The sequence below is a fragment of the Sphingomonas sp. 2SG genome (assembly GCF_005503285.1).
In the GTDB taxonomy this organism is placed as follows: Bacteria; Pseudomonadota; Alphaproteobacteria; order Sphingomonadales; family Sphingomonadaceae; genus Sphingomonas; species Sphingomonas taxi.
In genome coordinates this window covers 1-22868 of record NZ_SCMZ01000042.1, presented here as the reverse complement: position 1 = coordinate 22868, position 22868 = coordinate 1, and the positions used below count along the sequence as shown (strand labels likewise).

Below are 22868 nucleotides of genomic sequence, written 5' to 3'. Positions count from 1 at the left end.
CGTGGGGCGGCACAATTTAGGGGGTTTTCCCGGTAATCTTGATGCCGTGCTCGTCGAACCGTGCGCCCTCGGGCACGTCGATCGGCGGCTGGACGACGCCGCCCGCCGCGGCGTTGACGTTGAAGACGAAGGCGAGGACGGTAGCGATCGCCACGTACAGATCGTCGCGCACCTCCTGGCCCTCGCGGCTGGTGTAATAGACCGCACGGGCGAGCATCGGATATTCGAGCACCGGCACGCGCATCTCGCCCGCCGCCTCGCGGATCGCCAGCGCAGTGGCACCGCGGCCCTTGGCGACGACCACCGGCACCTGGTCCTGGCCACGATCGTAGCGCAGCGCGACGGCGAAATGCGTCGGGTTGGTGAGCACGACATGCGCCTCTGCCACCGCCTTGCGGACGCCGCCGGTCGCCATCGCGCGCTGCATCGCGCGCTGATGGCCCTTGGCCTCGGGCGAGCCCTCGGTTTCCTTGTGCTCGTCGCGCACTTCCTGTTTGGTCATGCGCAGCTTGCTGAGCAATTGCATGATCTGCACCGGCACGTCGAACAGCGCGATCGCGAACAGCCCCGCCGCCATCGCGATCATGATGCCGATGAAGGTGCCGCCCAGCTCGGTGATCGCGTCGCCCAGGCTCGACGAGGTCAGGCCCAGCGTCGCGCGGCTCGACTTCCACAGCATATAGCCGCCGATCACGCCGAGCAGCACGACCTTGAGCAGCGACTTGCCGAGTTCGATCCACCCCTGCGGCCCGAGGATGCGCTTGAGGCCGGACGCGGGGTTGATGCGATTGCCCTTGAAGGCGATCAGCTTGTTGTTCCAGGTCAGCGAGCCGAGGCCCGCCGAGCTGACGATCGTCGCGATCACGCTGACCGCGAAAAGGGTGATGAGCGAGGGCAGCAGCTTGAGCCCCGCTTCCTGCAACGGCCGCCACGGCGAGAAATCCTCGACGTCGGCGCGGTCGAACTGGAAGCTCGCCGCCATCACCGCCTTGCACGCCGCGAGCAGCGAGGGGCCGGCGAAGATCAGCCAGGCGACGCCGGCCATCACCACCAGCGCGGTGGCGAAGTCCTTCGACTTGAGGATATTGCCGTCTTCCGCCGCCTTCTGCTTGCGCTTGGGTGTCGGGGCTTCCGTCTTGTCGCCGCCCTCCGACATCAGCCGGTCACCAGCGCCTGCGTCGCGGCGAGGCCCTCGCGGACGATGACGAGCATATAGTCGCCCATCGCCGGAAAGGCGACGGCGAGCGCGATCACGCCGACCGCGAGGCTGGCGGGCATGCCGACCGAGAAGAGGTTGAGCGCGGGCGCGGCGCGGCTGACCATGCCGACGATGATGTTGAGGCAGAGCAGCAGGAAGCCGACCGGCAGCGCCAGCAGCAGCCCGGCGAGGAAGGCATAGCCGCCGAAGAAGGCGATCTGCTTGAGCCGATCGGGCGCGATCCAGGTGCCCGGCGGCATCGTCTCGTAGCTTTTCACCAGCAGTTCGACGAGCACGAGATGGCCGTCGACCGACAGGAACAGCAGGGTCAGCATCACGCTGAAGAACTGGCCGAGCGCGGGCGTGGACCGGCCGTTCTGCGGATCGACCGACGAGGCGAAGCCGATCCCCATCGAGCCGCCGATGATCTCCGACGCGATCATCGGCGCGGCGAAGGCGATCTGGAGGATGAAGCCGATCGCCGAGCCGACCAGCGCCTCGGCGAAGATCGCGAGGAAGGTCGCGACCGCGAAAATCTGCGCGGGCGGCACAATCGGATGGACGTTAAGCACGAAGATGCCGATCGCGCCGGACAGGCCGACGCGCACCGGCAGGGGGATCGCCACCGCGCCGAACACCGGCGCGACGATGAACGCCGCGCCGATCCGCACCATGACGAAGATCAGCGCCCAGAGTTTGGGCTCGATCGCGAGGCCGAAGCCGAGCATGGGTCTACTTCACCAGATCCGGGATGCGCTCGAACATGCCGACGGTGAAATCGGTGAGCAGGCCGAGGATCAGGCTGCCGAAGATCATGATCGAGAAGGCGACGACGACGAGCTTGGGGACGAAGCTCAGCGTCTGTTCGTTGATCGACGTCGCCGCCTGGATCATGCCGAGGATCAGGCCGGCGAGCAGCGCCGGGATCAGGATCGGTGCGCTGGCCAGCGCTAGCACCCACATCGTCTGGTTGGCGACGGTGAGGAAATAATCAGCGTCCATTGGCAAATCCCGAAGCGACGGTGGCGACATCCGCACCGTTCGTGCTGAGCCTGTCGAAGCACCCGTGTCCCATGCCCCCTTCGACGCCGCCTGCGGCGTCGCTCAGGACAGGCTTCGACAGGCTCGGGGCGAACGGGCGAGGGTGGATGGGCGCGGTCACGTCGCGAACGAGTTTGCGAGGCTGCCCATGGTCAGTGCCCAGCCGTCGACCAGCACGAACAGCAGCAGCTTGAACGGCAGCGAGATGATCGTCGGCGACAGCATCGCCATGCCGAGCGCCATCAGCACCGTCGCGACGACGAGATCGATGACGATGAACGGCAGGAACATCAGGAAGCCGATCTGGAACGCGGTCTTGAGCTCGGAGGTGACGAAGGCGGGCAGCAGCACGGCGAAGGGGATGTCAGTGGGCGCGGCATAGGGGCCGGACTTCGCCATGTCGGCGAACATCGTCACGTCCTTAATCCGCGTCTGCTTGACCATGAAGGCGTGGAGCGGCGCGCCGGCGCGCTCGATCATCTGCGTGCCGGCGAGCTGGCCGGCGGCATAGGGCTGGATCGCCTGCGTGTTCATCTGGCTGATCGTCGGCGCCATGATGAACAGCGACAGGAACAGGGCGAGGCCGATCAGCACCTGATTGGGCGGCGTCTGTTGCAGCCCGAGCGCCTGGCGCAGCACCGCGAGAACGATGACGATGCGGGTGAAGCTGGTCATCATCAGCAATATGCCGGGCAGGATCGTCAACAGGCCCATGATGATGAGGACCTGGAGCGACAGCGACAGCGGCGCCGACTGCGTACCGCCCGAGGCGGCGCCCGAACTCAATTGCCCCAGCGCGCGGTCGACCGCGTCGCCGACGCCGGGTGCCGGCGCTGCGGGCGCGCCTTGCGCGAAGGCGGGCATCGCGATCAGCAGCGCGAGTGCGATCGCGAGGATCGCCCACAGCCATTTGTGCGCACGGTCGCGGCCACCACGGCGCGACGGGCGTGCGGGCCGGATCAGCGCGGGGCCATGGCCGTTGCGGGTGACGGTGATGCTCACTGTTCCACCTTGTCGATCAGCGTGACGCCGCCGCGACCGACCGAGACGAGCAGCCGCTTGCCTTCGAAATCGAGCACCGCGAGCCGCAGGCCCGGCGAGATCATCATCGTTTCCTTGATCGCGATGAGCCGGTTGGGCGCCTTGCCCGGCATCCGCGTCTCGAGCTTGCGCCAGGCGTAGAGACAGCCGATCATCAGCCCGCAGACGAGCGGCAGCAGGATGACGAGCTTGAGGATATAGGACCAGAGCATGGGTCTGCCTTCAGCCGCGCGAGGGAGCGGATTTGTCGGGGGTGACCAGCTCGGTCATCCGCACGCCGAAGCGGTCGCCGACGGTGACGACCTCGCCGCGGCCGATCAGCGTGCCGTTGACGAAGACGTCGAGCAGTTCGTTGGCCTGGCGATCGAGCTCGATCACGCTCGATTCGCCGAGCGCGAGCAATTCGCGCAGCGTGAGCTGGGTGGAGCCGATCTCCACGGTCAGCTTGACGTCGACGTCCTGGAGCAGCCGGAAGTTGGCGGCCACCCCCGCATCGAGCGGGAAGCCGCCGGTCATATCGTTCATGCGTCAGGTCCTTCGTCGTCGAATCGGGCAATGGAGGTAAGGCGGACGGCGGCATGGCCGTTCGAGGTGCCGACGGTGCCCTTGCCGAGGCAGTCGCTGCCGACCATCACCGGCACTTCCGGGCCGAAGCTGATCGGGATCACGTCGCCCGGCTTGAGGTTCATCAGCATCGACAGCGGCACCACCGGCTCGGCGAGCACCGAGCGGATCGGAAAGCGGACGTTCATCGCGGCGCGGGTCAGCGACGTGCGCCAGGCGGGGTCCGCCTCCTGCTTGTCGAGCACCTTGCCGGTCAGCGTCGGCGCATGCGGCTTGAGCGCGGTCACCGGGTAGAGCAGGTCGATGAAGACGGGCTTGTCGTCCCCCGCGGCGAGGCCGAAGCGGGTGACGATCATCGCATCGTCGCTGTCGGTGGCGAGCATCGCGGCGTTGATCTCGACGCGGGTCGGGGTGAAGTCCATCCGCGCCAGCGGCTCCCAGGCGGAGCGCAGCGGACCGGCGATCGCGGCGCCGATCTTGCCGACGATCGCCTCGGCGGCGGGCGAGAATTCGGCCGGCACCACCGCGGGGGCGGCGCCGGTGCCGCCGAAGAACAGGTCGAGCATCTCCAGCACGAACACGCCGTCGAGCACGCACAGGCCGGTCGCGCCCTGCGGCGACATGATCAGCGGCAGCCACGCGGTCAGCCCGTCGGCCCGCTCCGTCCGATAGTCGCCGAAACGCTGGACGACGAGCGGCTCGGCCCAGGCGCGCACCTCGCGCCGCAGCAACGGCTCGAACACGCCGCGCAACGCCCGCGCGAGCCGCGCGGACAGATGCTGCAGCGTATGCAGGTCGCCGAACGGATTCAGCTTGGTCTCGCCGAGCCGCGCCGCATGCGCGGCGGGGCGGCGTTCCCTTGCCCGTCGTTCGGAGGTTTCTGCGGCATTAACCATGGGCTCACTGAACAACGAAATTGGTAAAGTAGACGTTACTGATGCCGCCGAATCCTTCTTTTTGTTCGAGAGTCGCGTTGATCGCCTTGGCGATCCGCTGCTGCATCTGCAGCTTGCCGGCGGAGCTGAACACCTGCTCCTCGGGCGTGTCGCCGAGCGTGAGCAGCACCGCCGAGCGGACGGCGATGTCGTTGGTCTTCAGATTCTCGATGACCGTATCGTCATAGGGGGTCGAGACGGCGATGCCGACCTGGATGACGTGCACCGAATCCTGCAGGTTGGAGGTGAATTGCGGGTCCATCGCGTAATAATTGGAGGCATATTTGTCGCCGTCGCCGCCCGACGGCGTGTGCTTGCCGCCGCTCGACGCCGCTTCGCCGCCGCCATGGCCCTCGCCACCTTCGCCGCCCGCGGCGGGGCGCTTCTGTTCGGACTTGGGGATCAGCTTGGGGCCGTGCTCCTCGGGCGCCGCGGCATGGCCGCCGCCGATCAGGCCGCTGCTCGCCGCATAGACGCCGGCGCCGACGCCGCCGCCGACCAGCACGATCAGCGCGACCACCATGATCAGAATCTTCTTCATCCCGCCCTTCTTCTTGGGGGCGTCTTCGGGTTTGTCGCTCATCGTCTCGGATCCTCAGGAGGTCAGGCGACGCGGCCGTCGGCGGCGGCGTCGGTGTGGGGGGAGGGCGCCCGCGGCGGCGAGGCCGGCTGGCGCGCGGAGGTCTGGTTCTGGCGCGGCTGCTGCTGCTGGCCGGTCTGCGCCTGATTGGCTTGCGGCTGACCGCTCGCGCTCTGGCCGGCGGACTGGCCTTGGGACGACTGGCTTTGCGACGCCTGGCCCTGCGGCTGACCCGTGTTCGTCTGGCTGGCCGGCGCCGCCTCGACCACGGTCTGGCCGATGCGCAGGCCGCGTTCCTCGGCGATCGCGGCAAGGCGTGGCTGCGCATCCTCGATCAGCGTCCGCGTCGTCGCGTCGGCGGCGGCGAAGCGGACGTGGATCGCGTCGCCGACCGTCTTCACCGCGATGTCGATCACGCCGAGCGCATCGGGGACGAGGCGGATGCGCGTGTCGGTGGCATTGGCCGCATCGCGCAGCGTCTCGATATGGTCGATCATCGCCGCCGGCCAGCCGTTCTGGCGCAGGTCGAGCGTCGGCTGCGGATCGACGACGGCATTGCCGCCGACGACCGGCGCCACTGCGGGCGCCGCGGTCGGCGCCAGCTCGACCGGCTCGGCGGCGCGGCGGTCGTCGGCGCCGGCGGCGGCGTGGATCGCGGCACCGAACACCTGCGAGGCCGGTGCGGTCGTGCCCGCGGGCGGTTGCGGCAGCGCCGCCGCCTGCGGGCGCAGCGCGACCGTCTGACGGACCGTGCCGTCGACCTCACGCACGAACGCGCGCGGCTGCGGTGCCGGGGTGGCGGGCGCGGGGCTGGCGATCACGGGCGCGCCGGCGACCGCGACCGGCGCTGCCGCTGCGATGACGGGGGGCGCGACCGCGGTTGGTATTGCGGCGGGCGCGGTCGCGGTCGCGGCCACCGGCGCAGCGACCGTCGGTTGCGTGGCGGGGGTGACCGGAGTGGCATCTGCCGGCCTGGCCGCCGCGAGGGTGGAGGGCGGTGGGACGTTGGCGGTAGCGGCGGTCGATGCGATTGGTGAGGAAAGCGGCGCGGTGACGGTCGTGACCGGTGCGGTCGCGACCGCAGCACGATCGACGGTCATGGTCGGCGGGGCCGGGTCCAGGGCCGTTTGCGGGACCGGTGTCGTCGTCTGACGTTGTGCGGGCCGCGCCCGCGTCGTCGCCGGGCTGACGGTAGCGCCGCCACCCGGCTGCGACCGCGCGATCTGCACCGGGGCTGCGACCGGCGCCATCGTCCCGGTCGTTGGCGCCGCGGATGCAGGCGGTGGAGTGGTGTCTGCAACGCGCTGTGCCACGACCGGCGGGCCATCGTCCGAGCGCTTTGCCGGCGGCGGTGACGCTGCGGCGTGATCGATCTCAGGCTTCGGAGCGGAGGGCGTCGGTGCAGCTGTCGAAGCCACCGGTACGGGCGAGCCCATCGGCGCCGTGACAGGTACGGACGCTTCCGTCTGTGGGGTCGGTGCGGCGTCGCGTGCGACGACTTGCGGCATCGCCGACGGGGTCATGGGGGCCGCCGCTGTCGTTTTGGCGGCCAGCGCGACGCGGCGGGCCGGCTGCGGCTGTTCCGCGACGACCGGCGTCGGCGGCGGTGTAGGTGTCGGCGCGGCCTGGGCGATCACCACGGCGTCCGGTTGCGGCAAGGCCGGTGTGTCGACTGCCACCGGGACGGCGGCCTCGTCACCCTGATTGCTGGCGGATACGGGGGCCTCGTCCGGTTCGGGCAGAGTCGGCATGACCGGTTCGGCGAGACGCGGTGCGGCGGTGCGCACGCCGCGAATCGGCACTTCGGCCTTGCCGGCGGTGCGCTTCGTCGGGACATCGGGCGTGATAGCGATGGCATCCGCGACCGGCGTCGCTTGTGGAGCGTCGTCGGCTTGCGGTGCGACCGATGTCATCACCGGGACGGTCGTGACCACCGGTGCACTATCGGGTGCCGGTACGGCAGCCGTCATCGCGGCGGCCGGTGTCGGCTTACGTTCAACCGTCTTAGCGGCCGGACGCGTGGCCACATCGGGCTGCCGCGCCGGGATATCCGGGGTCGCCGGCGCCGCCGGCGCGTCGACCGGTGCGGTTGCGATCGGCAGTGGATCGGCCGGCGCGACGGCCGCATCGGGTACGGCCGCAGCGAGCGCCATCACCGATGCGCCGTTGTTCGCCACCGGCCGGAAGCTATGCGGGGTCGGCGTCGTCACCGTCGCCACTTCGGCCACCGGCACCGCGGCGAGCGCCGGCGGCACCTCGAGCGGCGCAGGCACGGGAATGTCGACCGCCGCCAGCCACGCGAGCGCCGGATCGACCCGCGCCGGCACGGCCTCGGTCGGCAGCGGCATGCCGGGAGCGGCAAAGCCTTGCCGGCCGGTCTCGATCGGCGCCACCGGTCCGGTCATCGGTACCGGGGCGGCCGCCGGCATGGCGGGCGAGGCCGCCGCATCCGCCTCTCCGCCCACCGCCAGCATCGACAGCGCGAACATCTCGCCGCCGGCCGGCGACGCGCCCTTGCCCGGCAGGCCGGGGGCGTTCGTGGCGACGGCAGTGGCGGGAGTGATCATCGGGGCAATCTCGTCGAGAGGGTGTCCCGATACGATCAGCAAGGATCGTGCCGTTTTGCCTTCAGCGGCGAAACGGGCGGCGTTTCCTCAAGCGCGCGCATCTCGGCGACCGCGGCGGCGCGGCGTGCCCGCTCGAGCAGTTTCTCGATCGCGCTCTGGTCGCGCTTGGCGGAGCGGGTCGCCTCGGTGGCGCGGTTGACGAACGCCTCGGCGGACTGGAGGCGCGCCTGTGCCGCTGCCGACGATTGATGCAGCCGGTCGCGGAAATGCGCCTGTGCGCCCATTGCCGCGGCGCTGGCGCGCGTGTCCGGCGTCGGCGACACCGCATCGGCGAGCGCCTGGATGCGGCGGGCGAGATGCTCTTCGCTGGCGAACTTCTCGTGCGCGCGCACCTCGTCGGCGCGGGTCAGGCCGAGCTGGAGGGTGCGCACGCGGTGGATGCGCGCGAGCTTCCTGGCGTCAGGCACCGAACACGCCGGTCAGCTCGCCGATCGCATCGCCCAGCGAGACGATCTCGTCCGACCCCTGTTTGATATATTCCATCACCGCCGGATGCGCAGCGATCGCCGCGTCGATCGCCGGATCGGCACCGGGGCGATAGGCGCCCATCAGCACCAGGTCGCGATTCTCCTCATAGGTCGCGAGATGGCGGCGCAGCACGCGTGCGGCATGGATGTGATCGGCATGCGCGATGTCGGTCATCACGCGGCTGACCGAGGGGCCGATGTCGATCGCCGGATAGACGCCGCGCTCGGCGAGATGGCGGTTGAGCACGATATGGCCGTCGAGGATCGAGCGCGCCGAATCGACGACCGGATCGTTGCCGTCGTCGCCGTCGGCGAGCACGGTGTAGATCGCGGTGATCGAGCCGCCGGTGCGCACGTCGGTGCCGGCGCGTTCGATGAGGTTGGGCAGCATGGCGATCGCCGACGGCGGATAGCCGCGCGCGGAGGCGGGCTCGCCCAGCGCCAGCCCGATCTCGCGGCCGGCGTGGGCGACGCGGGTGAGGCTGTCCATGATCAGCAGCACCTTCTTGCCTTCGTTGCGGAAGGCTTCGGCGATCGCGGTGGCGCGCAGCGCGCCGCGGATGCGCAGCACCGGCGAATGGTTCGCTGGCACCGCGACGACGACCGAGCGCTGGCGCGCGGCGCCGGCGACCTTGGTCTCGAGGAAGTCGGCGACCTCGCGGCTGCGCTCGCCGATCAGGCCGATGACGATCACGTCCGCCTGCGCGGCGCGAACCATCATGCCGAGCAGCACCGACTTGCCGACGCCCGAGCCGGCCATGATGCCGACGCGCTGGCCCTGGCCGATCGTCAGCAGCCCGTTGATCGCGCGCACGCCGACGTCCATCGGTTCGAGCACGCGGCCACGGTCGAGCGGCGATTGCAGCTTGCCGGCGAGCGGCCATTTGCCCGCGCCGCGGATCGGGCCGAGCCCGTCGATCGGCCGTCCCGCGCCGTCGACGACGCGGCCGAGCATCGCCGCGCCGACCTCCGCCTCGCCGGGCGCGCCGATCGGGCGTACCGGCGCGCGCGGCAGCAGGGCGGCGGGGCCGCCGAGGTTCATCAGCAGCGTCCGGCCGTTGCGGAAGCCGATCACCTCCGCCTCGACCTTGGCGTCACCATGGCCGCCGATCTCGCAGATCGTGCCGACGGGCAGCGACAGACCGACCGCCTCCATCAGCAACCCGTCGTAGGACGAGAGCCGCCCCGACACCTTGGGCGTCGGGCGGAAGTCGGCGGCGGCGAGCGTTTCGAGGTAATCGGCGGTGAAGCGGTTCAACACCCGCGCTCCTCCAGCGTCGGCACGGGCACGCGGTCGATCGCCTCGGCGAGCTGGCCGAGCCACAATTCGGGGCCGTCCTCGACCAGCGTCGAGGCGCTTTCGAGCACGAAGCTGCCGCGCGTCAGCGAGGCGTCGCCGGCGGCGAAGATCGTCTTGGGCAGCGATCCCTCGACCAGCGGCAGGTCGTCGGGATGGAGCCGCAGCAGTGCCGATTCGCCGGCCTCCGCCAGCAGCTCCGCCGCCGCCTCGATCCGGGCGTTGAGCACCGCGGGGGCGACGCCGCATTCGCCGACCAGTTTGTTGACCAGCAGCAGCACCGTCTGGCGCAATTGCCCGGCGATATGGTCGCGGTCGAGCTGGTGGCCGTTGGCGAGCGCCGCGGCAAGCTGGGTGAGCAGCGCGTGGTCGCGGTCGCCGGAGGCGCGCGCGGCGGCGGCGGCGGCGGCCAGTCCCTCGGCATAGCCGGCGGCGTGCGCGGTCTCGACCGGGTCGATGAAGCCGCTCGGCTCCGCCTCGGTGTCGAGCGGGTCCCAGCCGCGCGTCGGCTTGTCGCCGCCGGGGTCGGCGGGGCTGAAGTGGCGCGGGCCGCTGCGCGGCTCGGGTGCCGGCGCGGCGGCGGCAGCGCCGCCCATCGTGCGTTCCAGCGTCGCCCACATCTCGCGCGGCGAAAAGCCGGCGGGGGGCGCGAAGGCGGCCTGCAACAGATGCGCGGCGGTGTCGTGGCGTGCGGCGAAACCCGCGACGAAGTCAGACATAATCGTCGTCGCCTGCGCCCATCATGATCGTGCCGTCCTTGGCGAGGTTGCGGGCGATGCCGATCATCGCCTTCTGCGCCTCCAGCACCTCGGCGAGCTTCATCGGCCCGCGTGCCTCCATCTCGTCGCGGATGCCGTCGGCGGCACGCGCCGACATGCAGCCGAGGAAGCGGTTGCGCGCCGTCTCGTCGACACCCTTGAGCGCGCGCGACAGGATGTCGCCGTCGACGTTGCGGATGAGCGTGCCGAGATTCTTGTCGTCCATGTCGAGCAGATTGTCGAAGACGAACATCGCCTCCTCGATCGCCTTGGCGACGTCCTTGTCGATCTTGAACAATTTCGGCAGCACCCGCTGTTCGGTCGCCTTGCGCGCGCCCTGCAGGATCTTCGCCGCCTCGCGCGTGCCGCCCAGCGACAGGCCGCTCGCCGAGCCGCCGCCGCCGCTGCCGCCGCGCCGGTTGGCGAGCACCGTCTTCAGCGTGTCGATCGCATCGGCGTTGATCGGTCCCAGCCGTGCGATACGGTGGAGGATATCGGGCTGCACCGCGTCGGGCAGCAGTTCGAGCACCTGGCCACCGACCGCGGGATCGAGGTTGGCGATCATCACCGCGGCGATCTGCGGATGCTCCTTCTCGATCATCTGCGCGATTTCGCTGGCGTCGAGCCAGTCGAGCAATTCGAGTTCGCACGCCGCCTCGGGCGGGGTGATGCGGGCGAGGACGCTCTCCGCCTTCTCGGCGCCGAGCGCGCGGTTCATCACCGCCTCGATCCGCGGGCGCGGTTCGAAGGTGACGCCGGTGCGCTCGCGCGCCTTGCCGACGAAATCGTCGAGCACGTCCTCCATCTCCTGTTCGGAGACGTCGGCGACCGCGAACATCGCCGAGCCGAGCTGGCGCACCTCCTCGGGATCGAGCTTCTGGAGGATGGCCGCGGCCTCGTCCTCGCCGACCAGCATCATCAGCACCGCGGCGCGTTCGACGCCGGTATAGGTGCGGGCGGGGGCAACGGTGCTCACTTGGCGTCGGCCTTGATCATGTCGCGGATCGCCAGCGCGGCACGCGCCGGATTGTCGCGGGTGAAGCCGCGGACTGCGCCGATCCGGTCGTCGACCGTCTGCGACGCCTCGAGCCGGTCGAGGCTGACCGCCTCGTGCACGGTGATGCCGTCGGTCTCGCCGCCGACCGGCGTGGCGCCCGGACCGGCGAGCGCCGGCGTCGCATCCTCGCGCTTCTTCATCAGGCCCTTGGCCAGCGGACGCACGCCGAGCAGCAGGACGAGCAGCGCGATCAGGATCGCGGTGCCGTTGCGGGCGAGCACCGGCAGCCAGGCATTGTCGTACCAGGCCGGGCCATCGGCATCGGCGGAGGTTTCGGCGAACTTGCGGCTGATCACCGTCACCTGGTCCTGGCGTGCCTGGTCGAAGCCGACCGCGCTCTTCACCAGATCGGTGATCTGGCCGATCTCCATCGCGGTGCGCCGCGTCTTGTCGGGATCGCGCAGCAGCACCGCGACCGACAGCCGCTTGACCGAACCGGGGGCCTGACGCGTCACCGACACCTCCTTGCCGAGGTCGTAGGCGCGCTGGAAGCTGTCGCTCTGCTTGTTGGGATTGGGGGCGGGGCCACCGGCGACCGGCGTCGGCGCCGCGGCGGGCGCACCGCTCGCACCATTGGCGGGCTGCGGCGTCTGCAACTGGCTGGCGGGTGGCGGCGTGTTGGACAGCGCCCCGGGGATGCCGCCGGGTGTCGCCGGGCCGTTCGCCTGGTTGCCGACCCAATTGCCCGTCTCGGCACGCAGCGTCCCGGCCTTGTCATAGGTCTCGCGGGTCGCCTGCGTCTGGTCGAGGTTGATGTCGGCCTGCACCTCGGCGGTGAAATTGCCCGCGCCGACCAGCGGCGTGAGCAACTGGACGAGCTGCTGACGCACCTTGTCCTCGGTCTTGCGCTGCATTTCCAGCCGCGCGTCATTGTCGCCGTCGACGCCGCCGGCGCCGGGCTTGGACAGCAAGGCGCCCATCTGGTCGACGATCGTGACGCTTTCGGGCTTCATCCCCGGCACCGACGAGGCGACGAGGTTGACGATCGATTGGACCTGCGCCTGGCTGAGCGCACGGCCGCCCTGCAATTTGACCACGACCGACGCCGATGGCGCGGCATTGTCGCGCACGAATACCGACGCTTCGGGCATCGCGAGATGGACGCGCGCCTCGGCGACCGCGTCGATATCCTCGATCGAACGGGCGAGTTCGGTCTCGCGCGCCTGGCGCAGCCGTTCGCCTTCGACCGCGCGGCTGACGCCCATCGGCAATTGGTCGAGGATCGCGTACCCGCCCGGCGCCTGCTTGGGCAGGCCCTGGCCGGCGAGCAGCATCCGCGCCTTGCTGAACTGGTCCTCGTTGACCGTCAGCGCGCCGGTGCCTTCGTCGATCTTGCTGGTGATATTGGCCTGCGTCAGCGCGCTGGTCACCGCCTGCTTGTCGGCGTCGGTCAGGCCGGTGAACAGCGTCTTCTGCGTCGGCGTCGCGAAGGTCATCCAGGCGAGCGCGGCGGCGCCGATCAGCGCGACGAGCATCGCCATCGGCAGGCTGCGCCGCACCGCGGGCTGGGCGAGCACGCCCTTGATCTGCAAGAGCGGGTTGGCGAACTTCTCGGGCAGCGCCGAGGGCGAGGCGGGGGCGAGGGCAGTGCTCATCGATTACACCGGCATGCTCATGATGTCCTTGTAAGCGGACAGCAATTTGTTGCGGACTTGCAGCGTCGCCTCGAACCCGACCGAGGCCTGCTGGCGGGCCAGCATGACCTTGGCGATGTCGACCGTCTCACCGCGTTCGTAACTTTCGGACAGCGCCGAGGCCTTGTTCTGGCCGGCGTTGACGTCCTTCAGCGCGTCTTGCAGCGTGTCGGCGAAGCTGGTCGGCTTCGTCGCACCCGCGGGGGCGGCGCCATCGGTCGCGCTGGCGCGGCTCAGCGCCTGGTTGCGTTCGAGGATCTGCGCGCGCAGCTGCATCACGCGGTCGACGCTCATCGCGCCGCCCACTCCGGCCACGCCGCTCATGCCGACGCCGCCATGCTGAGCGGACGGGCCAGGTCGTTACCCTGTTCGCGTGCCTTGGCGAGGCGATAGCGCAGCGTGCGTTCGGAGATGCCGAGCCGGCGCGCGGTCTCGATCCGGCTGCCGCCGCACGCCGCCAGCGTCTCGCGGATCGCCTGGAATTCGCTCATCTGCACGACGTTGCCCAAGGTGGCGGGCTCGCTCGCGGCCGCTGCTGCCGGTGCGGCGGCGGGCGCCTGCGGGAACAGCTGCGTGACCGGCGCGGGCTCGCGGTGGAAGGTGAAGCTGACCGGACGGTCGAATACGATGTGGCTGGCGTCGATCGTGTCGCCGCCGGCGAACAGCAGCGCGCGCTGGATCACGTTCTCCAGTTCGCGGACGTTGCCCGGCCAGTCGTGGGCGACCAGCGTCTCGACCGCCTCGGCGGTCGGCCACGGCACGACCGCGCGGGTGCCGGCATGGCGCAGGATCATCGTCGCGGCGAGCGCCGGAATGTCCTGCGGACGCTCGGCGAGCGGCTTGGTCGACAGCGGGAAGACCGACAGGCGGTAATAGAGATCGGCGCGGAAGCGGCCGGCGGCGACTTCGCCCTGCAGGTCGCGGTTGGCGCAGGCGATGACGCGCACGTCGATCGCCTGCGGCACCGAGGCGCCGATCGGCACCACCTCGCGCTCCTGCAGTACGCGCAGCAGCTTGGCCTGCAGTTGCAGCGGCATCTCGGCGATCTCGTCGAGCAGGATGGTGCCACCGTCGGCGGCGCGGAAAAAGCCTTCGCCGCCCGACGAGGCGCCGGTGAACGCGCCCTTCTGGTGACCGAACAGCAGCGCCTCCAGCATCGTCTCGGGCAAAGCGGCGCAATTGATCGCGATGAACGGGCCGTTGCGGCGCGGCGACTGGTTGTGGATCGCGCGGGCGAGCACTTCCTTGCCGGTGCCGGTCGGGCCGTTGATCAGCACGGTGATGTCCGCCTGCGCGACGCGCTCGGCGAGCGCCAGCAGCGCGAGGCTTTCGGGATCGGCGGCGGTCGGCATCTCGGCGCCGGCGACGAGCGCGCGGGCGAAGCCGTTGCCGACCGCGGCGTCCTCCGGCCCGAAGGCGATGCGTGCCGGATTGCCGTTGCGCGACGGCAGCACGTGGCGGCCTTCGCTGCCGATGATGACCGAGCGTGCCGGCGCCGGCGGCGCCTCGCCCTCGGCGATCAGGAACAGATCCGCCGCACCGGGCTGCCCGGTCTCGTACGAACCGAGACCGAAGCCCTGCGCACGCAGGCTGGAGACGAGCGGATAGTGACGCTGCAACACCGCAGCGGAAGAGAAAATCGAACGCATTGCTATCCCCCAAGGACGAGCTCTCCAATGCGGGTTCCAGAGTAAATGCCGGATTAAAATTTGTTCCTGACCGGCAAAATTTTTCCGGGCGCGACGCGCGCGTGCCGCTCGCGCGTCTACGCGCGCGTGTACGCATGCGAGGGCCGAGCAAAATCGCGGCGGCCGAATTTTTCCGCTAAATCCCCGTCGGGACTGGCCGTTCTCTCATTTGGCGGCTCGGCCCTCCGCTCTGGGGGCGGCGGGGAGCGCCGCAGCTTTTGGAGACATCTCATGACCGTCATCGGTACCAACATCGCGTCGATGCGTTCCGCGAACGCCAACACCACCGCCAATGCCCAGCTGTCGAGCGCCATGGAGCGCCTGTCGACCGGCAAGCGGATCAACTCGGCCAAGGACGACGCCGCCGGCCTCGCCATCTCGACCTCGATGGGTGCGCAGGTTCGCGGCATGAACCAGGCGATCCGCAACTCGAACGACGGCATTGCCCTGGCGCAGACCGCCGACGGCGCGCTCGGCGAAGTCACCAACATCCTGCAGCGGATGCGCGAACTGGCCGTCCAGTCGGCGTCGGGCACCTATCAGGCCGACGACCGCTCGAACATGAAGACCGAAGTCGCCGAACTGCAGAAGCAGCTGACCAACATCGCCGGCACGAAGTTCAACGGCGTCAGCCTGTTCGACTCGGCGAACGACAAGACCGTGACGATCCAGGCCGGTGCCGGCTCGAGCGATCAGGTCGACCTGAAGATCAGCAAGCTCGACATGGCGTCGGTGAGCGGTGTGGCGGGTGCCACGGTCGCTGCCGGTCTGGCGACCGTCGCCGCCGGTCCGCTGGTCGGCACCAGCCGCGTCATCACCGCGGAAGACGTCGCTTACGGCGGCAAGACGGGTGGCGGCGCCACCGCGCTGACCTCGACCGACATCGGCACGTCGAAGACGCTCGCCGCCGGCGACAAATATTACACCCCGGCGACCACCGGCGACAATACCGGCGGTATCGACATCAGCTCGGCGGCGGGCGCCAAGACCGCGATCGACACGATCGACGCCGTGCAGAAGTCGGTCAACACGACCCGCGCCTCGATCGGTGCCGGCCAGAGCCGTCTGACCTCGGTGGTCAACAACCTGACCACCAACGTCACCAATCTGACTTCGGCGAAGAGCCAGATCGAGGACGCCGACTTCTCGGCCGAAACGACCGCCCTCGCCAAGGCGCAGATCCTCAGCCAGGCGTCGACCGCGATGCTCTCGCAGGCCAACCAGAGCCAGCAGGGCGTGCTGAAGCTGCTCCAGTAAGCCGCTTACCGGCGCTGGCGCCGCCCCCCAAGGGCATCAGCGCCGACCAAGCTCGCCCCCCAAGGACGAGCGAAGCCAGAACCCCGGTGGTCCGCCACCGGGGTTTTCGGCTGTGCAGACCCCTTCGATCCGTCTTCCTACCGGTGCGCCGCGCGGCCCAGCCGATCGTTGATCGCCTCGCCCAGCCCGTCCCGCGGCACCGGTGCCACGGCGATGCCGGTGCGATCGCTGGCATCGGCGCGATGCAGCGCATCGAACAGCCGCGCCGCCGCCTCGCGCAGGTCGCCCGCCGCCGAAAGCGTGTCGTCCCCCGCTATCGCGCCGAACCCGATCAGCCACTCGCCCGGCCGCGCCGCAGCCGCATCCAGCCGCAGCGGTTTGCGCGGCGCATAATGGGTCGCGAGCTGCCCCGGCGCGGTGATCGCAGACTCCTTTATATAGGGGGTCGTCGCGAACGGCAGGTCGGCGGCGGTGATCGGCCCCGGCCGCAGGACCGTCCGACCGGCGATAATCGTCGATTCGAGCCCCGCCTCGGTCGCGCCGTCGTCGAGGATCAGCGGCACCCGCGTACCCAGACTGGCCGCGACATGGCTCGCACGCGTCGGACTGATGCCGTTGCTCGCATTGGCGGACGGCGCGGCGAGCGGTCGGCCCGCCGCGGCGATCAGCCCCTGCATCGCGCGATGCCGCGGCACCCGGATCGCCACCGTCGTCAGGCCGGCGGTGACCAGCGACGCGATCGGCGCGCCGTCGCGCAAGGGCAGCACCAGCGTCAGCGGCCCCGGCCAGAACAACGTCGCCAGCATCCGCGCATCGTCGTCGAACATCGCAAGCCGTTCGGCGGCGGCGAGATCGGCGACATGGACGATCAGCGGATTGAAGCTCGGCCGCCCCTTGGCAGCATAGATCCCCGCCACCGCATCGGCGTTGCCGGCATCGGCGGCGAGGCCATAGACCGTCTCGGTCGGCACCGCGACGCATTCGCCGCGGGTGATTCGCGCGGCGGCCTCGGCGAGCGCGGCCATGCCGTAGGGTAAGATGCGCGGGTTTGGATCGGCCATCCGTCCGGCCTATATCGTGCGCAATCCCAGGAGAGAATGATGTCCTTTACCGCAGCCGTGGCCGACCAGCGTTTCGTACTCGAGCATGTCGTCCGCATCGGCGAACTCGCCGCGACCGAGCGTTTCGCCGCCGCCAGCCCGGACGTGGTCGACGCGGTGCTCGAAGGCGTCGGCCAGTTCGCCAGCGGCGAATGGGCGCCGCTCAATCGCGAGGGCGACACGGTCGGCGCGACATGGTCGCCCGACGGCGTCCATATGCCGGCGAGCTTCGTCAGGGCGTATAAGGAGTATGTCGAGGGTGGCTGGGGCACGATCGGCGTGCCCGAGGATTTCGGCGGCCAGGGCCTGCCCTTCGCGATCCAGACCGCGGTGCTCGACACGCTCGGCTCGGCCAATATGGGCTTCGCACTCTGCCCGACGCTGACCGTCGGCGCGATCGAGGCGCTGATCCACCACGGCAGCCCCGAGCAACGGGCGCTGTATCTGCCCCACCTCGCCACCGGCGACTGGACCGGCACGATGAACCTCACCGAGCCGCAGGCGGGCAGCGACGTCGGCGCGCTCCGCGCCACGGCGAAACCGCTCGGCGACGGCAAATGGTCGATCAAGGGCACCAAGATCTACATTTCGTTCGGCGACCACGACATGGCGGACAATATCGTCCACCTCGTCCTCGCCCGCACTCCCGATGCGCCCGCCGGCACGCGCGGCATCAGCCTGTTCCTCGTGCCGAAGTTCCGGTTGAAAGACGACGGCACGCCGGGCGATTTCAACGACGTCCGCGTCGTCTCGATCGAGCACAAGATGGGGCTGCACGCCTCGCCGACCTGCGTGCTCAGCTTCGGCGACCATGACGATTGCGTCGGTGAGCTGATCGGCGCCGAACATGCCGGGATGCGCGCGATGTTCACGATGATGAACAACGCGCGGCTCAACGTCGGCCTGCAGGGCGTGCAGATCGCCGAGGGTGCGACGCAGAAGGCGGTCGGCTATGCGCTCGAACGCGTCCAGTCGGCGCGCGCGGGTTCGCCGAACAAGGAGGCGGTGCGGATCGTCGACCATCCCGACGTCCGCCGCATGCTGTTGCGGATGAAGGCGCAGACGCAGGCGGCGCGCGCGCTCGTCTATTATGCCGCGGGGCAGGTCGATCGCGCCGGGCTCGGCGACGGTGCGGCGAAGAACCGGCTCGAAGTGGTGACGCCGCTCGCCAAGGCGCACGGCACCGATATCGGCAACGAGGTCGCCTCGCTCGGCATCCAGGTCCACGGCGGCATGGGCTATGTCGAGGAAACCGGCGCCGCGCAATATTTCCGCGATGCCCGGATCACGCCGATCTACGAAGGCACCAACGGCATCCAGGCCGCCGATCTCGTCGGCCGCAAGCTGGCACTCGACAATGGCGGCGCCTTCGCCGCGCTCGTCCGCGACATGCGCGCCGAGGCGACGCATCCCGAGCTGGTCGCGCTGATCGACGCGGTCGAGGCGATCGCCCGCCGTCTCGCCACGCTCGACGCCGACGACAAGCTCGCCGCCAGCTATCCGTTCCTGACGATGACCTCGGTCGCGGTCTGCGGCTGGCTGATGGAACGCGAAGGCCGGCATGCGACGGGCGACGAGGAATTCGCGATCGTCAAGCGCGCCGCGGTGCGCTTCTACCTCGACCAGATCGTCCCCGAGGCCCACGGCCTTAAGGCCGCGGCGACGGCGAGCGCCGAGGTGCTCTACGTCGTACCGGCCGAGGCCTTCGCCGCCTGACCTGAAGTCCTCCCCGGCACGGGGAGGGGAACCGCCCGGCGCAGCCGGGTGGTGGAGGGGGGCTTCCCTGGACGCTATACCATGAGGAAGCCCCCCTCCGTCAGCGCTGCGCGCTGCCACCTCCCCTTGTGGGGGAGGAATGTATCGCTTCCAAGGACCTATCATGTTCGACCTCGACGCCTATCTCGCCCGCATCGGTCTGCCCGCCCGTGTCACGCCCGACGCCGAGGGGCTCGGCCGGCTCCAGCGCGAGCATCGCCTGTCGATCCCGTTCGAGAATCTCGACGTCCGCCTCGGCCGCGGTATCCCGATCGACGGCGATGCGGTCTTCGCTAAGCTCGTGACCGGCAAGCGCGGCGGCTATTGTTTCGAGCAGAACCGCCTGTTTATGGACGCGCTGATCGCGCTGGGCTTCGCCGTCCGGCCGCTGCTTGCGCGCGTCTGGCTCGGCGTCACCGACGCGCCGCCGCTCACCCATACGCTCAGTCTGGTGACGATCGACGGGCGCGCGTGGATCGCCGACGCCGGCTTCGGCGGCAGCTATGCGCCGGTGATGGCGCTCGCCGACGGCTGGGAAGCGGAGGCGCCCGACGGCGCCTGGTTCCGGCTGGAGCGCCATGCCGAGCACGGCTGGATGCTCAGCCGGCGCGGCGATCCCGGCTCGACCGATGGCCGCGGCACCGGCGAGGGCTGGCAGCCGCAATATAGTTTCCACGAGACTGCGGTGTTCGACGCCGACCTCGCTCTGTCCAACCATTGGGCGTCGACCGCGCCGCAGAGCCGCTTCACCCAGCTTACCATCGCCAGCATCGTCCTGCCGCACGGCCTCGCCGGTCTCACCGACCGCCGCTATCACCGCCGCGCCGGCGACAATAGCAGCGTCGCGGAGATCACCGACCCGCGCGTCTATCGCATGCGCATGTCGCTGATGTTCGGTATCGACCTGACCACCGAGGAAGTGGAGAGTTTGGGGCTGTTCTGAAGAAGAGTGGATTCGCGCGAAGACGCGAAAGACGCGGAGGTGTCTCGCCAGCCGCGCGTATGGTCTATCATCACGCAGCTCGGGAATATTGGGTCAGCCTGCGGCGCAAACTGCCAGAGCGAACACGCTTTTTACGCCTGCTCGCGCTCCAGCAGGTCGGCGGCGTCCAGTCCGAGCAGGTCGATATAACCCCGGATCCGCGGCCATTGCGTCTCGACGAACGCCGCGCGCTCCGCCGCGCGTAACTTCTCCGAGGCGCCCGGCAGCACGAACATGCCGACGCCGCGGCGGACCTCGACATAGCCGTCGTCCTGGAAGCTCTGATAGGCCTTGGCGACGGTCAGCGGATTGGCGCCATGTTCGGCGGCGAAGGCGCGTACCGAGGGAAGCTGGTCGCCGGCGCGATAGTCGCCGCGCAGGATGCCCGCCGCGATGGTGCCGCGTAACCGGATGTAGACCGGGCTGTCCTCGTTGCTGAACGCTGTCATGCTGACTTAATACACCAACGGCGGAAAAGGTCCATAACAACCTGGCTGGACTATCCCATGTTGGGCCAATGCGAGATGATCCGTGCCGGCTCCGGGCGGGGCCGTTCGTCGAGCGGCCGGCTCGGGGTGCCGATGAACACGAAACCGGCGATCCGCTCGGGCGCCGCGCCCAGGCCGTCGCGCACCGCGTCCGAAAAGGTCGGCCATCCCGTCAACCAGCCCGCCGCGAAGCCCAGCGCATGCGCCGCGTGGAGCAGGTTCATCGTTGCCGCGCCGGCGGACAATTCCTGCTCCCACAACGGGATCGGACTTGCCGTCACCGGCGACGACAGCACCACGACCAAAGTCGGCGCCTGCCGCGCGAACTGGTCGAGCGCGTCGAGGTCGCCGCGCGGCGCCTGCGGCCGCTCGGCGCGATAGGCGTCGGCGAGCAGCCGCGACAGTGCGTCGCGATCGTCGATGACGACGAAGCGCCACGGCGCGAGCTTGCCGTGATCGGGGGTGCGCGCGGCGATGGCGAGCATCTGGTCGAGCTGGGCGGCGTCGGGGCCGGGGGCGACGAGGTCGCGCGGCTTGCCCGAGCGGCGAGTGGCGAGCAGCGAAAGCGGCGTGCTGGTGTCGTTGAACATGATGCCGCCTCATAGCGGGTGGCGGCGATGTTTACAGCAGGGGATCAGCCGTTAGGTTGCCGCGATCCGCCGCCCGGTCGGGCCGGCGCCATGAATGTGTTGGAGTTTGCAGACCTTATGGCCATCGCATCAGCGAGCGGGGGCGGCGTACCGGCCCACGCGCGCACCTTCCTCGGACACCCGCTCGGGCTGTTCCTGCTGTTCTTCGCGGAGATGTGGGAGCGATTCTCTTATTACGGCATGCGGGCGATCCTGGTCTTCTATTTGACCAAGCATTTCCTGTTCGGCGAACAGCCCGCCTTCGCGGTCTACGGCGCGTACACCGCGCTGATCTACGTCACGCCGATCATCGGCGGCTATATCGCCGACCGCTATCTCGGGCCGCGCAAGGCGGTGCTGGCGGGGGGCGTGTTCATCACCGTCGGCCATCTGATGATCGCCGCGGTCGAGGGGCCGGTCGGCATGCAGGGCAGTGCGCTTAACGGCTTCTATCTCGCACTCGCCTTCATCATCGTCGGCACCGGCTTCCTGAAGGCCAATATCTCGGTGCTGGTCGGCAAGCTCTATCCGCGCGACGACACGCGTCGCGACGGCGCCTTCTCGATCTTTTACATGGGGATCAACACGGGCGCGTTCATCGGCCCGCTGCTGGTCGGCTATCTCGGCGAGCGGATGGGCTGGTCCTACGGCTTCGGCGCCGCCGGGATCGGTATGGCGCTCGGCCTGATCGTCTTCGTGCTGTTCCGCCGCGAATTGTACGACGTCGGCGAACCGCCGGTCGCCGGCGCGTTGCAGACGCGCACCCCGATCGGCCTGTCGATCGAATGGGCGATCTACGCCGGTGCGCTCGTCGCGGTCGCCTTGTCGTGGTGGCTGGTCCGCAACCAGGGCGCGGTCGGCATCGTGCTGATCGCCGGATCGGTGTTCACCGTCGGCTATATCCTGCTCACCTCGTTCCGCGCGCTGCCGAAGGTCGAGCGCCACCGGATCTTCGCCGCGCTGTTCCTCGTCGCGCTGTCGCCTTTGTTCTGGGCGCTGTTCGAACAGGCGGGCTCGTCGCTCAACCTCTACACCGACCAGTCGGTCGACCGGACGGTACTGGGCTGGGAAATGCCGGCGTCGTGGTTCCAGTCGGTCAATTCCTTCTTCATCATCACGCTCGCGCCTTTGTTCGGGCTGGTGTGGACCGCGATGGGCAAGCGCGGCATCGAACCCTCGGCGCCGTTCAAGTTCGGCATCGGCCTCGTGCTCGTCGGGGCGGGCTTCTTCGCGCTGATCCTCGGTGCGCCGGCGAGCGGCCTCACCCCGGCGATCTTCGTCATCCTGCTCTACATGCTGCATTCGATGGGCGAATTGTGCTTCTCGCCGATCGGCCTGTCGTCGATGACGCGGCTGTCGGTGGCGAGCATGACCGGGCTGATGATGGGGACCTGGTTCCTCGCCACCGCGGCGGGCAATTTCATCGCCGGGCTGATCGCGCAGGCGACCGGCGGCGAAGGGGCTGGTCCGGCGCAGGTGCTGGAGGTCTACGGGCGGATCGGCTGGTTCTCGATGGGCGTCGGCGTCGTCGTGCTGGTGCTCGCGCCGTTCGTGACGAAGCTGATGCACCTCGACACGATCGGCGACGATGCGCACGCGCTGGCAGGCGAGGCGGCGATCGGCGAACCTGCCGCGGCCGGCGTGAACACGCGCGACGAGCGGCGCCCCTGATCCTCCCCGGCACGGGGAGGGGGACCGCCGCTTAGCGGTGGTGGAGGGGGCTCTCCTCGCAGCATACCGCCTGTGGAAGCCCCCCTCCACCAGCTGCGC

At 69.6% G+C, this 22868-nt stretch carries 23 protein-coding genes; 4 read left to right on the top strand and 19 right to left on the bottom strand.

What is annotated here, in order from left to right; all coding sequences use genetic code 11:
• Nucleotides 1–16: 16 nt before the first annotated feature.
• From flhB to FFS23_RS15310, 16 genes are all read right to left on the bottom strand, one after another.
• The gene (flhB, locus tag FFS23_RS15385; protein ID WP_137899287.1) at nucleotides 17–1156 is read right to left on the bottom strand and encodes a flagellar type III secretion system protein FlhB; all 1140 of its coding nucleotides are present in this window, start codon (nucleotides 1154–1156) and stop codon (nucleotides 17–19) included.
• Nucleotides 1156–1926, bottom strand: coding sequence for a flagellar biosynthetic protein FliR (gene fliR / locus FFS23_RS15380; protein WP_137899286.1), 771 nt, complete (start codon nucleotides 1924–1926; stop codon nucleotides 1156–1158). Before fliR ends, flhB begins: the two co-directional genes overlap by 1 nt.
• A gap of 4 nt (nucleotides 1927–1930) precedes the next feature.
• Nucleotides 1931–2200: a flagellar biosynthesis protein FliQ gene (gene fliQ / locus FFS23_RS15375; RefSeq protein ID WP_038664029.1), complete on the bottom strand. Its 270-nt coding sequence runs from the start codon at nucleotides 2198–2200 to the stop codon at nucleotides 1931–1933.
• A 156-nt stretch (nucleotides 2201–2356) separates the two neighbouring features.
• Nucleotides 2357–3241, bottom strand: a complete 885-nt coding sequence (gene fliP / locus FFS23_RS15370) for a flagellar type III secretion system pore protein FliP (protein ID WP_137899285.1) — start codon at nucleotides 3239–3241, stop codon at nucleotides 2357–2359.
• Entirely contained in the window at nucleotides 3238–3492 is a 255-nt protein-coding gene (locus FFS23_RS15365) for a flagellar biosynthetic protein FliO (protein ID WP_137899284.1), read from the bottom strand. The genes fliP and FFS23_RS15365 overlap by 4 nt, the downstream gene beginning before the upstream one ends.
• Nucleotides 3493–3502: 10 nt before the next feature.
• Nucleotides 3503–3805 carry a flagellar motor switch protein FliN gene (gene fliN / locus FFS23_RS15360; RefSeq protein ID WP_038664020.1) on the bottom strand — a complete coding sequence of 101 codons (303 nt, stop codon included), beginning with the start codon at nucleotides 3803–3805 and terminating at the stop codon, nucleotides 3503–3505.
• Entirely contained in the window at nucleotides 3802–4740 is a 939-nt protein-coding gene (locus FFS23_RS15355) for a flagellar motor switch protein FliM (protein WP_038664017.1), read from the bottom strand. The genes fliN and FFS23_RS15355 overlap by 4 nt, the downstream gene beginning before the upstream one ends.
• 4 nt (nucleotides 4741–4744) lie before the next feature.
• A complete protein-coding gene (locus FFS23_RS15350; RefSeq protein ID WP_137899283.1) occupies nucleotides 4745–5362 on the bottom strand; it encodes a flagellar basal body-associated FliL family protein in 618 nt (205 codons plus the stop codon).
• 20 nt (nucleotides 5363–5382) lie between these two features.
• The gene (locus tag FFS23_RS15345; protein WP_137899282.1) at nucleotides 5383–7926 is read right to left on the bottom strand and encodes a flagellar hook-length control protein FliK; all 2544 of its coding nucleotides are present in this window, start codon (nucleotides 7924–7926) and stop codon (nucleotides 5383–5385) included.
• 35 nt (nucleotides 7927–7961) lie between these two features.
• The gene (locus tag FFS23_RS15340; protein WP_137899281.1) at nucleotides 7962–8393 is read right to left on the bottom strand and encodes a hypothetical protein; all 432 of its coding nucleotides are present in this window, start codon (nucleotides 8391–8393) and stop codon (nucleotides 7962–7964) included.
• Nucleotides 8386–9714 (bottom strand): FliI/YscN family ATPase, encoded by a 1329-nt coding sequence (locus tag FFS23_RS15335; protein WP_038664005.1) that lies wholly within the window; start codon nucleotides 9712–9714, stop codon nucleotides 8386–8388. The genes FFS23_RS15340 and FFS23_RS15335 overlap by 8 nt, the downstream gene beginning before the upstream one ends.
• Nucleotides 9708–10469 (bottom strand): FliH/SctL family protein, encoded by a 762-nt coding sequence (locus tag FFS23_RS15330; protein WP_137899280.1) that lies wholly within the window; start codon nucleotides 10467–10469, stop codon nucleotides 9708–9710. The genes FFS23_RS15335 and FFS23_RS15330 overlap by 7 nt, the downstream gene beginning before the upstream one ends.
• The gene (fliG, locus tag FFS23_RS15325; RefSeq protein WP_283214460.1) at nucleotides 10462–11484 is read right to left on the bottom strand and encodes a flagellar motor switch protein FliG; all 1023 of its coding nucleotides are present in this window, start codon (nucleotides 11482–11484) and stop codon (nucleotides 10462–10464) included. The genes FFS23_RS15330 and fliG overlap by 8 nt, the downstream gene beginning before the upstream one ends.
• On the bottom strand, nucleotides 11481–13160 hold the full coding sequence (fliF, locus tag FFS23_RS15320; protein WP_137899279.1) for a flagellar basal-body MS-ring/collar protein FliF: 1680 nt from the start codon (nucleotides 13158–13160) through the stop codon (nucleotides 11481–11483). The genes fliG and fliF overlap by 4 nt, the downstream gene beginning before the upstream one ends.
• A gap of 3 nt (nucleotides 13161–13163) precedes the next feature.
• Complete coding sequence (gene fliE / locus FFS23_RS15315; protein ID WP_038663991.1) at nucleotides 13164–13523, bottom strand: flagellar hook-basal body complex protein FliE; 360 nt, start codon at nucleotides 13521–13523, stop codon at nucleotides 13164–13166.
• Nucleotides 13520–14848 (bottom strand): sigma-54 interaction domain-containing protein, encoded by a 1329-nt coding sequence (locus FFS23_RS15310; RefSeq protein ID WP_137899278.1) that lies wholly within the window; start codon nucleotides 14846–14848, stop codon nucleotides 13520–13522. The genes fliE and FFS23_RS15310 overlap by 4 nt, the downstream gene beginning before the upstream one ends.
• A gap of 270 nt (nucleotides 14849–15118) precedes the next feature.
• Between FFS23_RS15310 and FFS23_RS15305 the strand changes: the two genes are divergently transcribed.
• Nucleotides 15119–16144 carry a flagellin N-terminal helical domain-containing protein gene (locus FFS23_RS15305; RefSeq protein ID WP_137899277.1) on the top strand — a complete coding sequence of 342 codons (1026 nt, stop codon included), beginning with the start codon at nucleotides 15119–15121 and terminating at the stop codon, nucleotides 16142–16144.
• Between the two features lie 137 nt (nucleotides 16145–16281).
• Here the strand turns inward: FFS23_RS15305 and FFS23_RS15300 are convergent, their stop codons facing one another.
• Nucleotides 16282–17205, bottom strand: a complete 924-nt coding sequence (locus tag FFS23_RS15300; protein WP_249340705.1) for an L-threonylcarbamoyladenylate synthase — start codon at nucleotides 17203–17205, stop codon at nucleotides 16282–16284.
• Between the two features lie 36 nt (nucleotides 17206–17241).
• Between FFS23_RS15300 and FFS23_RS15295 the strand changes: the two genes are divergently transcribed.
• The gene (locus FFS23_RS15295; protein WP_137899276.1) at nucleotides 17242–18960 is read left to right on the top strand and encodes an acyl-CoA dehydrogenase family protein; all 1719 of its coding nucleotides are present in this window, start codon (nucleotides 17242–17244) and stop codon (nucleotides 18958–18960) included.
• A 163-nt stretch (nucleotides 18961–19123) separates the two neighbouring features.
• Nucleotides 19124–19942 carry an arylamine N-acetyltransferase family protein gene (locus tag FFS23_RS15290; protein WP_137899275.1) on the top strand — a complete coding sequence of 273 codons (819 nt, stop codon included), beginning with the start codon at nucleotides 19124–19126 and terminating at the stop codon, nucleotides 19940–19942.
• Nucleotides 19943–20073: 131 nt separating this feature from the next.
• Here FFS23_RS15290 and FFS23_RS15285 read toward each other — a convergent pair whose 3' ends face one another.
• A complete protein-coding gene (locus FFS23_RS15285) occupies nucleotides 20074–20430 on the bottom strand; it encodes a GntR family transcriptional regulator (RefSeq protein ID WP_038663973.1) in 357 nt (118 codons plus the stop codon).
• A 50-nt stretch (nucleotides 20431–20480) separates the two neighbouring features.
• On the bottom strand, nucleotides 20481–21059 hold the full coding sequence (locus FFS23_RS15280) for a nitroreductase family protein (protein WP_137899274.1): 579 nt from the start codon (nucleotides 21057–21059) through the stop codon (nucleotides 20481–20483).
• A 117-nt stretch (nucleotides 21060–21176) separates the two neighbouring features.
• On the opposite strand from FFS23_RS15280, the gene FFS23_RS15275 reads away from it, so the two are divergent.
• Entirely contained in the window at nucleotides 21177–22769 is a 1593-nt protein-coding gene (locus tag FFS23_RS15275) for a peptide MFS transporter (protein WP_038663967.1), read from the top strand.
• Nucleotides 22770–22868 lie beyond the last annotated feature (99 nt).

Bases quoted from the DNA above. Each gene is read 5' to 3' on its own strand.
- flhB (WP_137899287.1), bottom strand. From the start codon at position 1,156: ATGTCGGAGGGCGGCGACAAGACGGAAGCCCCGACACCCAAGCGCAAG.
- fliR (WP_137899286.1), bottom strand. From the start codon at position 1,926: ATGCTCGGCTTCGGCCTCGCGATCGAGCCCAAACTCTGGGCGCTGATC.
- fliQ (WP_038664029.1), bottom strand. From the start codon at position 2,200: ATGGACGCTGATTATTTCCTCACCGTCGCCAACCAGACGATGTGGGTG.
- FFS23_RS15365 (WP_137899284.1), bottom strand. From the start codon at position 3,492: ATGCTCTGGTCCTATATCCTCAAGCTCGTCATCCTGCTGCCGCTCGTC.
- fliN (WP_038664020.1), bottom strand. From the start codon at position 3,805: ATGAACGATATGACCGGCGGCTTCCCGCTCGATGCGGGGGTGGCCGCC.
- FFS23_RS15355 (WP_038664017.1), bottom strand. From the start codon at position 4,740: ATGGTTAATGCCGCAGAAACCTCCGAACGACGGGCAAGGGAACGCCGC.
- FFS23_RS15350 (WP_137899283.1), bottom strand. From the start codon at position 5,362: ATGAGCGACAAACCCGAAGACGCCCCCAAGAAGAAGGGCGGGATGAAG.
- FFS23_RS15345 (WP_137899282.1), bottom strand. From the start codon at position 7,926: ATGATCACTCCCGCCACTGCCGTCGCCACGAACGCCCCCGGCCTGCCG.
- FFS23_RS15330 (WP_137899280.1), bottom strand. From the start codon at position 10,469: ATGTCTGACTTCGTCGCGGGTTTCGCCGCACGCCACGACACCGCCGCG.
- fliF (WP_137899279.1), bottom strand. From the start codon at position 13,160: ATGAGCACTGCCCTCGCCCCCGCCTCGCCCTCGGCGCTGCCCGAGAAG.
- fliE (WP_038663991.1), bottom strand. From the start codon at position 13,523: ATGAGCGGCGTGGCCGGAGTGGGCGGCGCGATGAGCGTCGACCGCGTG.
- FFS23_RS15310 (WP_137899278.1), bottom strand. From the start codon at position 14,848: ATGCGTTCGATTTTCTCTTCCGCTGCGGTGTTGCAGCGTCACTATCCG.
- FFS23_RS15305 (WP_137899277.1), top strand. From the start codon at position 15,119: ATGACCGTCATCGGTACCAACATCGCGTCGATGCGTTCCGCGAACGCC.
- FFS23_RS15300 (WP_249340705.1), bottom strand. From the start codon at position 17,205: ATGGCCGATCCAAACCCGCGCATCTTACCCTACGGCATGGCCGCGCTC.
- FFS23_RS15295 (WP_137899276.1), top strand. From the start codon at position 17,242: ATGATGTCCTTTACCGCAGCCGTGGCCGACCAGCGTTTCGTACTCGAG.
- FFS23_RS15290 (WP_137899275.1), top strand. From the start codon at position 19,124: ATGTTCGACCTCGACGCCTATCTCGCCCGCATCGGTCTGCCCGCCCGT.
- FFS23_RS15285 (WP_038663973.1), bottom strand. From the start codon at position 20,430: ATGACAGCGTTCAGCAACGAGGACAGCCCGGTCTACATCCGGTTACGC.
- FFS23_RS15280 (WP_137899274.1), bottom strand. From the start codon at position 21,059: ATGTTCAACGACACCAGCACGCCGCTTTCGCTGCTCGCCACTCGCCGC.
- FFS23_RS15275 (WP_038663967.1), top strand. From the start codon at position 21,177: ATGGCCATCGCATCAGCGAGCGGGGGCGGCGTACCGGCCCACGCGCGC.